The following is a 12,294-nucleotide window of genomic DNA, read 5'->3' as shown; positions in this document are numbered from 1 at the left end:
AGCCCAACGGCCATTTCTTCTCCCGCTCCCCGCTCAGTGACGTCGTGGAGCTGGAGTCCATGCTTCTCGGTGTGCGGGGCAAGGCGGCCTGCTGGCGCACTCTGCGAGTCCTGGCCGAGTCCGACCGGCGACTTTTCATCGAGCATTTGGACGAACTTCTGGAGCGCGCCGACCGTCAGTCGGCCGTATTGGAAGGGCTGCGCCGCGCTGCGGTCGGGTCCGTGTTCCAACGCCCTGCGGAGTCCTCGCGGCAGCGATCCACACGGAAACGGGCAATCCGGAGTCTGCACTTCACCCGCGGGGGTACTCGGCCGACATGAACGACAAATACTGGGACATCGCCGTGTCGAACGCCGCGTTCGGCGCGTTCGGCGCCTTCCTGGGCGGTCTTGTCATCGTGGCAGCCCTGGTGTGGGCCGTACGGCTCGGCATCAAGACGCGCCGTCGCGAGCCGAGTCCGCCCACCCCCCATGAGCAGCCCACGCTTCCCGAATCCGGGCCCGCGCACGAATCCAGGGAGATCAGGGAACCGAGGGAGGTACCCCGCGCCGGGGACGAGAGCGAACGCCTCACACCCCACCAGCTCGGCGGTTCCGGCAGCAAACGCAGCGCCCAGCAGGAGCGTCCGCGCTGGGACTCCGACTCCGGTGGTTCCTTCGGCAGCTGAGGCCCTGGCAGGGCCTGACTGGTGCCGACCTGCTTCGGCCGCGAGCCCCTGAGAGTGAGAGACGGGTCCGCGGCCGAGGCAGGTCGGCAGGGTGCTTGCTCAGCCTTCGAGGTCGAGCCGGGCCAGGCAGGACCTTGGTGCGGTAGGAGTCCACTGGGCGACCTCTGGTCCGGTCGCCTTCCGAATGGTCCGGAGCACACGCGGAGACGTCATTGCGAGCGCCGCCGAGCAGCTCGGCGGCGCCCCCGTGCGAGGGGGGACAGCCGCAGCAGGCGGGGGACATCACCGCTGAGCTCGGTGAGTCGCGGAGCGTTCTCGGGGGTGAGGACGTCGATCACCCCGGGGAGTCCCAGCGCAGCGGTGTGTCGATCGAGCGGACCGAGCCGCGGGCGATGGTGGCGGGCACGGGCCGGCCGTACGCCCGGCCGGTGGCGGTGTGTTCGGCGGCGTACCGGGCCCGGCCCGCCACCTTGTCCGGGCCCTCCCGGCGCTCCACGGCTGCGCCGAGTGCGGTGTCGGTGTCGGCCATGAAGTCCTCCTGGTGGTGACGGGGCTGGAATCCGTCCGAAGTCCGTTTCAGGCGCGGCTGGTCGGCGCGAGTCGTCTCAGGACGTCCAGGGCGAGACTGCGGGCCAGGCGCACCTTGTAGGCGTTGTCGCGCAGGGGCCGGGCAGCTTCGAGTTCGAGATCCAGGGCACGCTCGAAAACGGCGGCCGTGGGGGCGGCGCCGATCAGTGCCTCCTCGGTACGTCGGGCACGCCAGGGACGGTGTGCCAGAGCACCGAAGGCGATCCCGGCGTCCTGCACAACGCCACCCTCCACCCGGAGCACCACCGCGACGGAAGCGAGGGCGAACGCGTACGAGGCACGATCGCGGGCCTTGCGGTAAAGGGACGGCACCCCGGCTCTGTCGGCGGGAAGGACCACCGCGGTGATGCGTTCGCCGGGGCGGATCTCGGTGTCTCGTTCCGGACGATCGGCGGGCAGCCGGTGGAATGCCGTGGCCGACAGCGTGCGCGCACCCTCGGGCCCGTACAACTCGACGTGTGCGTCGAGGGCGGCCGGCGCGACGGCCATGTCGGAGGGATGGATGGCGATGCACTCGGGGGAGTGCCCGAGGACCGCGTGTTCGCGATGGACGCCGTCCCGGGCACCGCAACCGCTGCCCGGCTCGCGTTTGTTGCACGGCTTCCCGGTGTCCTGGAAATAGGGGCAACGGGTGCGCTGGAGCAGGTTGCCGCCCGTGGTGGCCATAGTGCGCAACTGCCCGGAGGCGCCCGCCAGGAGTGCTTGTGAGAGCACCGGGTAGCGGTCGCGGACCAGGGGATGAGCCGCGAGATCACTGTTGCGGACAGTGGCCCCGATCCGCAGAGCACCGTCGGGCCTCTCCTCGACCGTGTCCAGATGGAGCCTGCTGATGTCGACGAGGGTGGTGGGCTGTTCCACGCCCAGCTTCATCAGGTCCACGAGATTGGTGCCGCCGGCCAGATAGCGTGCGCCCGGATACGCGGTGTACGCCGTGAGGGCCTCCTCGACACTGTCCGCACGTACATAGCCGACGGGCCTCACGGGATCACGTCCTCAATGGCCTCGACGATGCGCCGATACGCGCCGCACCGGCAGAGGTTGCCGCTCATCCGCTCGCGGATCTCCTCCCGGCTCAGCTGGACGGGCTTCCCGGAGGGGACGGCGGGCTCGGTGACATGGGAGGGATGGCCCGCTTCGGCCTCGTCGAGCACCCCAGAGCACTGCAGATCTGCCCCGGAGTGCAGTAGCCGCACTGCAACGCGTCACGGTCCAGGAAGGCGCGCTGAAGCGGATGCGGATCGTCGCCCGCGTCGTCGCCGGAGAGTCCCTCGACCGTGGTGACCTGGCATCCGTCCAGCGCGACGGCGAGCAACAGACAGCTGTTGGCGCGACGACCGTCGACCAGGACCGTGCAGGCTCCGCACTGGCCGTGGTCACAGACCTTCTTCGCGCCGATGAGATCGAGACGCTCGCGCAGCACGTCCAGGAGCACCGAACGGTGATCGACGACGAGCGTGTGCGGACTGCGGTTCACCCGCAGAGTGACTTCGGAATGGTGGCGGTGGGGTGAGACGGAGGTGCCAAGTGCCGAGCGGGAATTCATGTCGGGCCTCGTCTGCGTGAGGGACGCTCTGTGTGAGAGGGACGTCGTTCGACAGGGCCCTTCGCCGCCTGGCCATGGAGTTGCTCCATGCCGACGAACGCGCCTGCCAGCACCCGTACCCACCTTGACGGGTGCAGGGGGCAAGTCCGCATCCGGGGTCCCGATTTCCAGGATTGACGTCCCGGGCCCGGAACGTCGGGAAGGGGCCGCCGCGGGTTCGGCCCGGCCTTCGGCAGGACCGTGCCCCCGCAGTCGCCTTCGCTCGATCGGACGCAGGCAGGTGCGTATCTCGCTGATCAGGACACCCATGAACTCATGAACGATCACTACGACGGCCTCGGTGAAGCGCATCAGCGTCCCGATGGCGTCTCCGACATGACCGTGGAAGCCCTGGGCGCGTTGTCGAAGGCGTTGGAGACGACGGAACGGGCTCGCGGTCACCTGTATGACTTTCATCAGCTGACGGGCGGTGCCGACTTCGAACTGGACCGGGCGGTGAGACTGCTTCGCGAGGCCGGCCACGCCGCGTACGCCGACCGCGTCGAGCGGGAGATCCTTGGGCGCAACGTCATTCCTGGGCACTGGACGTTCCAGATCATCGAGGCCTACAACGCCACCTACTACGAGCCGTTCAGAAGCGTCGAAGCCGAGATCCGGGGGCAGCTGGCCCACGGCGTCGATCATCTATTCGAGGCAGAGCTGAAGGAGAAGCGCCGTACGGTTGGGCATCCGGACCACACCGCCTCGCCAGGCGCGGCCCCTACGACCTGAAGGCAACCGGGCGCCTGCTACGAGCACCGGCCCGCCGGCCGCCGGTCGAAGCCGCCCCGAGCCAACGAGGGACCTATACGGCGCAGGCCGGCATCCGGCTGCGCAACACCCCGGTGCCGCTCTGTCAGACGCTCGTGCTCGCCGTGTTCCTGAGCGCCCGCATCAGGGCCGATATCGCGGTGGCAGCGGCCAGGGTGCTGTTCGACGCCGGTATGCGCAACCCGTGCTCGATGGCCGACGCGTCTTGGCAGCAGCGCGTGGCCCTTGAGGTAGGCGGCTACCGACGCTACGACGAGCGCACCTCGACCATGCTCGGCGAGGGATCCGGGCTGCTGCTGTCACGGTACGGCAGAGATCTGCGCCGACTGCGCGAGGAACCCGACCCGAAGAAGGCCTTTCTGGACTCCCGGGATCCGGCCCACGGGGGCCGATATCTTCCTGCGCGACGTACAACGCGACGTACAAGGCGTGTGGCCGGAGTTCGCGCCGTACGTCGACCGCAAGGCCCTGGATGGTGCCCGACGGCTCGGACTGCCGGTCTCGCCGGAGAAGCTGCGCGGCCTTGTCGTGGATCGCGAGATGACGCGGCTGGCGGACGGACTGCTCCACGCGGCCCTCGACAAGGCGCTCGCCGACGAGGTGCTCGCCGCCGCCGAGGCGTCCTGACCCCCCTCCGGGACCTCATGTGACATCACCTGCGTGGCCGACGAGGACAGGGGAACCAGTCGTGCCGTCCGCCGAGAGTATGGAGACCGACGCGGCGTCGGTCCGGTTCGGGACCCTTGGGGCGCGGGCTTCTCTGGTGCCGCCTGGCCGCGCGTAGCGGACGAGTGAGCCGTCTCCGTCCTCGCGCCTTCGGATCCCGAGCGGGGAGGGGGCGCGGAAGGCGAGGACGAGGGGCAGTCGGCACGTCGGCTCCGGCGCCTCCGGTACGTCTGCCCTGTGGGCACGCACCGCCGAAGTGCCGAAGTGTGGATCACCATCAGAGGGGCACTCAGTGCGATGACGGTCATGAGACCCGAGTGCCGGGAGAAACAGGACTCGACTCGGGGTTTGCACCGCAGACCGCAGACCACCGCTGAAGGGGGCGCATGACGCGTCCGCCTGATCAATTCCCAGCCGATCCGGCGTGGGTCCATGCGCGGAAGACCCGGGTCGCCCGCGCCGTATCCGGTATCGGAGGCACGCAGTGACCACCCAGACGCTCACGCCCTTGGTTCCACCTCTCCTGCTGGCACCCCCCGGGGTGTACAGGCCCCAGCACGACACGCGCCTCCTGGCGCAGGCCATGAGCCGTGAGGACATGAACTCCGGCAGCCAGGTGCTGGAGCTGGGAACGGGCAGTGGCGCTCTGGCGCTGGAGGCGGCGAGACGGGGCGCTCGGGTGACCGCTGTAGACATCTCCCGACGGGCCGTGTTGGCCACACGCCTCAACGCGCTGATCGCCCACCGGCGCGTCACCGTTCGTCACGGTGACCTCACGGCCGCGGTGGCGGGCCAGTCGTTCGACCTGGTGATCAGCAATCCGCCCTACGTGCCCTCACCCGACGCCCGCCCCCCGCGTAAAGGCGCTGCTCGGGCCTGGGACGCGGGACGCGACGGCCGGATTCTGCTGGACCGCATCTGTGCCGCCGCCCCAGCGGTGCTGCGGCCCAGGGGAGTACTGCTCGTCGTCCACTCCGGACTCTGCGGTGTGGACGTCACCTTGGGCCGGCTCGCTCGCGCGGGCATGACCGCGCGGGTCACGGACAGGGCCAGGGTGCCGTTCGGACCGGTGCTGCGGTCGCGTCTGCCGTGGCTGCGTCGGACAGGACTGCTCGGCGACGAGGCCGAGGAAGAGCTGGTGGTCATCCGTGCCGAACACGCCTGAACGAGCGTGCCGTGTCCGGGTCGACCCCGACGGGCCGCTGCTCGTGGAGGGGCCGGTCGAGGTGATCGGGGAGGACGGCAGCGTGACTGTCTCACGCCGGTTCACCGTCGCCATCTGCACCTGCCGACGCAGTCGCACCTATCCCTGGTGCGACACCAGTCATCGCCGCCGCGTGAAGCCGGACGGAGAGTCGACTGGGCCCGCCAGGTCGTCAGCGGGCTGCCGATCCGAGGGCGGCGACGGGGCCGACCAGGCAGCCGGGCCGAAGGGAGCCGAGTGATGTCCGTACGACAAGAGGCCCGGCTGGCCAGCCCCCCTCTGCCCACCCCACGTGGGGCGCTGTCCGCCGGGGTCGTCTCGGCTCTCGGGCACGGGCAGCCGACGCCGGGACCGGTAGAGGCCGCCGGAGCGGACCCCTACGGCGACGACCTGCAGCTCGCTCTGTACATGCTGTACGAACTGCACTACCAAGGGTTCGCCGAGGTGGAAGAAGAGCGCGAATGGGACCCAGACCTCCTGGCACTGCGTCGCGCTCTCGAACAGAACTTTCTCACCGCCCTGCGTGCCGACGTCCCCGACTCCGTCCCGGTGACGGAGGCGCTCGACGATCTGCAGATCGAGCCGGTCGGCCACGACGGAACCAGCGTCACGCATTACCTGCAACGCGAGGGCGAACCGCCTCAGATGGCGGAGTACGCGGCCCTGCGCTCGCTCTACCACCTCAAAGAAGCGGACCCGCACGCCTGGGTCATCCCCCGGCTGCACGGCCGCGCCAAGGCGGCGATGGTGGCGGTCGAGTACGACGAATTCGGTGCGGGGCGCCCTGAGGAGATCCATGCCAGGCTCTTCGCCGACCTCATGGACGACCTCGGCCTGGAGACGGCGTACGGTCACTACGTCGACGCCACCCCGGCCGCGGCACTCGCCACCGTGAACCTGATGTCCCTGTTCGGGCTGCACCGGGCGTTGCGGGGCGCACTCGTCGGACACTTCGCCGCCGTCGAGGTCACGTCCTCCCCGGGCTCGCGCCGACTGGCGAAGGCGCTGCGCCGTATCGGTGCCGGACCGGCCGCCATCCGGTTCTACGACGAGCACGTCGAGGCGGACGCGGTCCACGAACAGGTCGTACGACATGACGTGGTGGGCGGTCTGCTGGAGAGCGAGCCCGCCCTGGAGCCGGACATCGTCTTCGGCGTCCAGGCCACCACCTTTCTGGAGGACCGGCTCGCAGCCGTGCTCCTCGCTGCCTGGCGGGACGGAAGCAGCGCCCTTCGCATCCCTTTTCAGTCACGGGGTGAACGCATTCCAGCCCGTGAGCTCGGGCCTTCCTCAACCGTCCGGAAAGGCAGTCGGCATGAGTGACGCAGCACAGCAGGACCCCGTCGAGAAGTATCCGCAGCCTGACTTCCCTCAGCAGGAGCAGCAGCACCCGGGGTGGACCGGGCCGATGGATCCGCCGCCGGACCACGGGGAGAAGTCCTACCGGGGCAGCGGCCTTCTCAAGGACCGGAAGGCCGTTCTGACGGGTGGCGACTCGGGCATCGGGCGGGCCGTCGCGCTCGCATACGCCCGCGAGGGCGCGGACGTTCTGTTCACTTACCTGCCCCCGGAGGGCGAGGAGGCCGAGGAGACCGTTCGCCTCGTCGAGGACGCCGGTCGCAGGGCCCTCGCGGTGCCCTGCGACATCCGGGACGAGGAACAGTGCCGCGGATTGGTCGAACGCGCGGTGAGCGAGTTCGGCCGTATAGACATCCTGGTCAACAACGCCGCCTACCAGATGTCGCAGCCCGATGGTATTGCGGCCATTTCGACCGCGCAGTTCGATCGAGTGGTGCGCACCAATCTCTATGGCATGTTCTGGCTGTGCAAACTGGCTCTGCCGCACATCCCCGCAGGGGGATCGATCATCAACACGACCTCGGTGCAGGCGTACAAACCGAGTCCTCATCTCCTCGACTACGCGATGACCAAGGGCGCGATCGTGACCTTCACCCAGGGGCTGGCCCAGATGGTCGCCTCCGACGGCATCCGCGTCAACGCGGTGGCACCCGGACCCGTATGGACACCGCTGATTCCGGCGACCATGCCCGACACCACGGAGTTCGGGAAGCAGACGCCGCTGGGACGGCCGGCCCAGCCCGCCGAGATGGCAGCTGCTTACGTCTTTCTCGCCTCCCAGGGCGCCGGCTTCATCACAGCGGAAGTCATGAATGCCACTGGCGGCACACCGCTGCCTTGACCTCCGGCCGTCGGCGCGTTCGGCCGCGACGGTTCTGGCAGGTCATGGCCCGGAGGGTCGCGGCAACGGTGGTGTGGTTGCTGCGGCCGCGGCGCCGTCTGTCGGTGGCCGACGCGCGGACGCCGGATATGGCGATTACGGGAGCAAACGCGGCCGACCGCCCGAGGATGTCTGCGATCGGGCGGCCGGTGGCGAGCTCACTGCCGAACCCTCCCGGGAGCGATTGGCCAGTGACCCGCCACTTTCTGGACTACCGGGCTGGGTCTGGTCAAAACATCTGTGAACGAAGTCGCGCGTCGCACGTCGCACAGCGATCCTCGAGAAGATCACCGGGTCCGCTCTGCGGGGGTCCGGTACAGGACACACTGGCGAAGCCGTCCTTCGGGCACGCTCGGATCCTCGAAGTCGTCGGCGGGGTCTCGGGTCATGCCGATCCGGCGCATCACTGCCTGGGAACGAAGGTTGTGGACGGTCGTCGACGCCACCACTTCCGGCAGCCCGAGGGCCTCGAAGCCGAAAGCCAGGCAGGCCAGGGCGGCTTCGGTGGCGTAACCGTGACCCCATGCCGAACGCGTCAACCGCCACCCGATGTCCACCCCCGCGAACGGCATGTCCTCCCCGACCTCGTCCAGTCCGGCACGGCCGATGAACTCACCGGTCTCTCGTGCTTCGAGCGCCCACCACCCGAAACCTCGCTCGTCGAACTCGGCCTGCATGAGGGCCACCGCGGCATCGCTTTGCTCCCGTGTCAGCAGTTCTCCCAGGTGTTCTCGGACTTCGGGATCCGCGTTCATGGCCGCCCACGGTTCGAGGTCGGACTCCCGCCACCGGCGGAGCACAAGACGATCGGTTCGCAGCTCTGGCATGCCATCCAGCCAACCCGATCAAGATCAGGGTGTCGATCGGTTATGTCGAGCCCTCAGGTGCTTCGCCCATGCCAGGCTCGCTGTGCAGATCCCAACGGCCTGCACCACCCGGCGGGACACCATCGGCCGAGCCGCGCACGTGGTCCCTCCGGTGGACAGGTCAGCTCGCCGGATACGAGGCGGCCTTCAACTGCCGGGCGAGGTGGGCCGTGTTGGCGGCGAGAGTCGCCGTGGTGGCGGCTGTCTTCTCGGGGGTCTTGTCCAGGTCCTGGTAGTCGGTTCCCTGCATGGCCTCACCGACCCAGTACGTGACGGCGCTGGGGGCGAGCGGGAAGCCGACGTCGTTGAGGCCCTGGAAGAGGTCGGCGCTGACCTTGTGAGCGCCGTCCTCGTTGCCGACGACGCACACCGCCGCCACCTTGCCGTACGTGAGCATGCGGCCCTCGTCGTCGGTCTCGGAGATGTCCGCGTTGAGGCGCTCCATCACCCGCTGCGCGATGCTGGACGGGTGACCGAGCCAGATGGGCGTCGACAGGACCAGGATGTCGGCGGCCAGGATCGTGTCGCGGATACCGGGCCAGGCGTCTCCGTCCCCCATGTCGGCCTTGACACCGGACTTCACGTCGTGGTCGGCGATCCGGACGGTCTTGCCCGTCACGCCGTGCTCGGCGAGAGCGGCCATCGTCTGCTCGGCCAATAGCTGAGAGCTGGACGGAGCGGGGGAGGGGGAGAGAGTGCAGGCGAGCGCGACAGCGAGCAGTGGGGTGTTTTCGGTGGTGTTCATGGGTGCCGGGGTACCCGTGCACCTGGCTTTGATGTCGCACGCCGCGCTGTTCATCCCTGCTGCTCGGTCTCATGGGCCCATCGGTCGCGCGACGCTGTATCGGGACGCAGACGTCGACTCCCGCGTCCATGGCCCATGAAGGCAGGCCCTCGTGGAAGGGGAGATGCGGCTCCCCAGGCCTCGTCCACGGTGAGCGGTCTGCCGATTTTGTGGCAGACCTCGATGCCACGAAGATCGGCCGCCGCCCCGTAGGGCCTGGGGCTGTGGTCACGAGCGCGCCGTCGGCATCGGGATGCCTGGCGAACGCCTCGGCGAAGGGCGGCTGTGGACGGAGGATGAGCGAGGTGCCGTTCGGTGTCCCACTGCGGTTCGACCCAGACGGGGCGCACGCCGGCCAGGATGGTCAGTTCTTCGGCTCGCACCGAACGCGGCTGCGAGTGAGGCGATCGTCGAGGCCTCCGGTGGCCGGCACGTCACCGAAGAAGACCGCGTCTCCAAGAAGATCCTGGGCCGCCGGGTTCGCACCGCGAGCCTGCTTGTGTCCGGGCGGTGTGAAGCCGAGCTCGTCTGTCTCGTGATAGCGGGCGAGCGCGTCGAGCACGGGCGCCGCACTGTGGTCCAGACCCATGCGTGCGCTTCCCGCTGTCACCGGCGTCCTTCGCATGGTGTCGCGAAGGTGGGGTACTGGGATGGCATCCGTAGATTTGTCGCTTTGCGAGGGGTTTGCCGTGGCGATCCGACACCGAGTGATCGAGCGTCCGCCCGAAGCGGTATGGGCCGTACTGGAAGACCCCCAGCTCTACGGCGAGTGGGTGGTGGGCACCTCTGCCTCCCGCCGCCTCGACCATCGATGGCCACACGTAGGCGCCGCGCTCGAATACTCGGTGAGCCTCGGCCGCTGGTCGTACGAAGGGCGCACCACAGTGAGGCGCTTCGAGCGACGGCGCTGGCTGGAACTCGAAGCGGACAGCGGTCGTCTGGGCACGGCGCGCATCGCCATCGAGGTCAGGTCCTGGGGCAGTCACTCTCTGGTGATCATGGATGAGCATCCGCTGCGGGGGCTCGGGGGAACCTTGCACATCGCGCCCCTCGACGTTCTCATCCAGCTGCGGCACCGCAGCATGCTCGCGCGCCTCGCGGAACTCGTCGAGCGCACGCCCCGGCAGTCCGTCTCCGTGGATGCACACCCGCCGAAGACGACGCGACCGCCGGACGTGAGGAGCTGAGCATGCTGGACGCCGTGGTTGTCGGAGCGGGCCCCAACGGCCTCGTGGCAGCGAATCTCCTGGCCGACGCGGGCTGGAGCGTCGAGGTCCTCGAGGCCCAGAGCGAGCCGGGAGGCGCTGTCCGCAGTGACCGCGGTGTGCACCCCGACTATGTGAACGACCTGTTCAGCGCCTTCTATCCACTGGCCGCGGCATCACCCGTCATCCGCAGTCTCGATCTCCGGGCCGAGGGGCTTCGCTGGGCTCATGCCCCGTCCGTGCTCGCCCATCCTCTCCTCGACGGCCGCTGTGCCGTCCTCGAACAGTCCAAGGAACGGACGTCGGAAGGGCTGGACGCTTTCGGCCCGGGGGACGGAGCCGCGTGGTCGGGTATGTGCGCCATATGGGAACGGATCAGCCGCGACCTGCTGGACGGCCTCTTCACGCCGTTTCCCCCGCTCAAGGCCATTGCCCGCCTCATGCTGCGGCTGCGTGGAGGAGTGGGACTGTCTCTGGCGCGGTCTCTGGTTCTGCCGGCGCGACGGCTCGGCGAGGAGGAGTTCCGGGGCGACGCCGGCCGCCTTCTGCTCGCCGGGAACGCGTTGCACGCAGACCTGGCCCCGGAAGCCGCCGGCAGCGGCGGCTTCGGGTGGTTGCTGTGCATGCTCGGCCAGCACTACGGCTTTCCCGTCCCCGTCGGCGGCGCGGCAGCGCTGTCGGATGCGCTCGTACGCCGACTCGAAGGCCGCGGCGGCGTCGTACGCTGCGGCCAGCCCGTCCGGGAGGTCGTCGTACGAGAGGGCCGCGCCGTCGGAGTACGCACGGAGACGGGGGAGGGGATCCCCGTGCGCCACGGTGTGCTGGCGGACGTCTCCGCCCCCGATCTGTACGGAGGTCTGGTGCACGAGCAACACCTGCCACGCTCACTCCTCGACAGCATGCGCCGTTTCCAGTGGGACTTCGCCACCTTCAAGATCGACTGGGCGTTGAGCGGGCGGATTCCCTGGAACGCCCCCGCCGCCGCGGGCGCGGGAACCGTGCACCTGTCCGACGGCGTCGGCGAACTAACCCGCTTCGCGGCACAGCTCGCCGTCGGCCAGGTACCCGACCGACCTTTCACCCTGCTCGGGCAGATGACGACCGCGGATGCCACGCGCTCCCCGCAGGGAACCGAGTCGGCCTGGGCCTACACCCATGTCCCGCAGACCATCGAGGGCGACACGGGTCCGGACCGCATCACCGGGGCCTGGGACGAGCGGGAAAGAGAAGCCATGGCCGACCGCGTCGAAGGACTCGTGGAGCGCTACGCGCCGGGCTTCCGTTCGCTGATCCGGGCCCGCAGAATCCTGGCGCCTCCGCTCCTGCAGTCCCTGGACGCCAATCTGCACAACGGTGCGATCAACGGCGGAACGGCCAGTCTTCATCAGCAGTTGGTCTTTCGGCCGGTGCCAGGCACCGGCCGGCCCGAAACACCCGTGCGGGGGCTCTACCTTGCGTCGGCGTCCGCGCATCCCGGCGGGGGAGTGCATGGCGCGTGCGGTGCCAACGCGGCCCGTGCGGCGCTCCGGGGCAGCGTCGGCCGTGCCCGCGTCCTCACCTCCGCGCAGCGGCGGCTCTCGGGCCGGCTCCGCATCGATCAGCCCCGCCTGTGACGGACAGCGGGCCGCGCGGGTCAGCTGCCCAGCCGTTTCGGTCATAAGCCCGTTCGGACATCAGCCCGTCGTACCCCCGCTTCGCGGATCAACCGTCCGTCCGCTTCGC

Annotated in this window: 12 protein-coding genes and 3 pseudogenes; 9 read left to right on the top strand and 6 right to left on the bottom strand. The window is 69.3% G+C overall.

From position 1 onward, the window contains the following. The first annotated feature begins 316 nt into the window (after nt 1-316). Nucleotides 317-667, top strand: coding sequence for a DUF6479 family protein (locus tag ACWD68_RS01895; RefSeq protein WP_451804502.1), 351 nt, complete (start codon nt 317-319; stop codon nt 665-667). A gap of 334 nt (nt 668-1,001) precedes the next feature. Here the strand turns inward: ACWD68_RS01895 and ACWD68_RS01890 are convergent, their stop codons facing one another. From ACWD68_RS01890 to ACWD68_RS01880, 3 genes and pseudogenes are all read right to left on the bottom strand, one after another. Continuing rightward, nucleotides 1,002-1,196, bottom strand: coding sequence for a hypothetical protein (locus ACWD68_RS01890; RefSeq protein ID WP_451804501.1), 195 nt, complete (start codon nt 1,194-1,196; stop codon nt 1,002-1,004). Between the two features lie 47 nt (nt 1,197-1,243). After that, a complete protein-coding gene (locus ACWD68_RS01885; protein ID WP_451804500.1) occupies nt 1,244-2,236 on the bottom strand; it encodes an FAD binding domain-containing protein in 993 nt (330 codons plus the stop codon). Beyond that, nucleotides 2,233-2,798 (bottom strand): annotated as a pseudogene (locus ACWD68_RS01880) (2Fe-2S iron-sulfur cluster-binding protein). The gene ACWD68_RS01885 and the pseudogene ACWD68_RS01880 overlap by 4 nt, the downstream one beginning before the upstream one ends. Nucleotides 2,799-3,113: 315 nt before the next feature. Here ACWD68_RS01880 and ACWD68_RS01875 point away from each other — a divergent pair. From ACWD68_RS01875 to ACWD68_RS01850, 6 genes and pseudogenes are all read left to right on the top strand, one after another. Further along, nucleotides 3,114-3,569, top strand: a complete 456-nt coding sequence (locus tag ACWD68_RS01875) for a hypothetical protein (protein WP_451804499.1) — start codon at nt 3,114-3,116, stop codon at nt 3,567-3,569. A gap of 14 nt (nt 3,570-3,583) precedes the next feature. Beyond that, nucleotides 3,584-4,235, top strand: a pseudogene (locus ACWD68_RS01870) (endonuclease). Between the two features lie 523 nt (nt 4,236-4,758). Beyond that, nucleotides 4,759-5,439 carry a HemK2/MTQ2 family protein methyltransferase gene (locus tag ACWD68_RS01865; RefSeq protein ID WP_451804498.1) on the top strand — a complete coding sequence of 227 codons (681 nt, stop codon included), beginning with the start codon at nt 4,759-4,761 and terminating at the stop codon, nt 5,437-5,439. After that, nucleotides 5,423-5,719 (top strand): CDGSH iron-sulfur domain-containing protein, encoded by a 297-nt coding sequence (locus ACWD68_RS01860; RefSeq protein WP_451804497.1) that lies wholly within the window; start codon nt 5,423-5,425, stop codon nt 5,717-5,719. Before ACWD68_RS01865 ends, ACWD68_RS01860 begins: the two co-directional genes overlap by 17 nt. Then, complete coding sequence (locus ACWD68_RS01855) at nt 5,719-6,801, top strand: iron-containing redox enzyme family protein (protein WP_451804496.1); 1,083 nt, start codon at nt 5,719-5,721, stop codon at nt 6,799-6,801. Before ACWD68_RS01860 ends, ACWD68_RS01855 begins: the two co-directional genes overlap by 1 nt. Next, entirely contained in the window at nt 6,794-7,678 is an 885-nt protein-coding gene (locus tag ACWD68_RS01850) for an SDR family oxidoreductase (RefSeq protein WP_451804495.1), read from the top strand. Before ACWD68_RS01855 ends, ACWD68_RS01850 begins: the two co-directional genes overlap by 8 nt. Before the next feature lie 326 nt (nt 7,679-8,004). Here ACWD68_RS01850 and ACWD68_RS01845 read toward each other — a convergent pair whose 3' ends face one another. The 3 genes and pseudogenes from ACWD68_RS01845 to ACWD68_RS01835 all read right to left on the bottom strand — a co-directional run. Then, the gene (locus ACWD68_RS01845) at nt 8,005-8,544 is read right to left on the bottom strand and encodes a GNAT family N-acetyltransferase (RefSeq protein ID WP_451804494.1); all 540 of its coding nucleotides are present in this window, start codon (nt 8,542-8,544) and stop codon (nt 8,005-8,007) included. Nucleotides 8,545-8,704: 160 nt separating this feature from the next. Next, nucleotides 8,705-9,328 (bottom strand): flavodoxin family protein, encoded by a 624-nt coding sequence (locus ACWD68_RS01840; protein WP_451804493.1) that lies wholly within the window; start codon nt 9,326-9,328, stop codon nt 8,705-8,707. 103 nt (nt 9,329-9,431) lie between these two features. After that, nucleotides 9,432-9,956, bottom strand: a pseudogene (locus ACWD68_RS01835) (ornithine decarboxylase); the annotation flags it as partial. Between the two features lie 100 nt (nt 9,957-10,056). On the opposite strand from ACWD68_RS01835, the gene ACWD68_RS01830 reads away from it, so the two are divergent. Together ACWD68_RS01830 and ACWD68_RS01825 are read left to right on the top strand one after the other, a co-directional pair. Further along, on the top strand, nt 10,057-10,554 hold the full coding sequence (locus ACWD68_RS01830) for an SRPBCC family protein (RefSeq protein ID WP_451804492.1): 498 nt from the start codon (nt 10,057-10,059) through the stop codon (nt 10,552-10,554). A 2-nt stretch (nt 10,555-10,556) separates the two neighbouring features. Beyond that, entirely contained in the window at nt 10,557-12,185 is a 1,629-nt protein-coding gene (locus ACWD68_RS01825; RefSeq protein WP_451804491.1) for a phytoene desaturase family protein, read from the top strand. Nucleotides 12,186-12,294: the final 109 nt, after the last annotated feature.

The sequence above is a fragment of the Streptomyces sp. NPDC005141 genome (genome assembly GCF_053599975.1).
The sequence above is the reverse complement of the archived record's forward strand: the minus strand, read 5'-3'. Positions and strand labels throughout refer to the sequence as shown.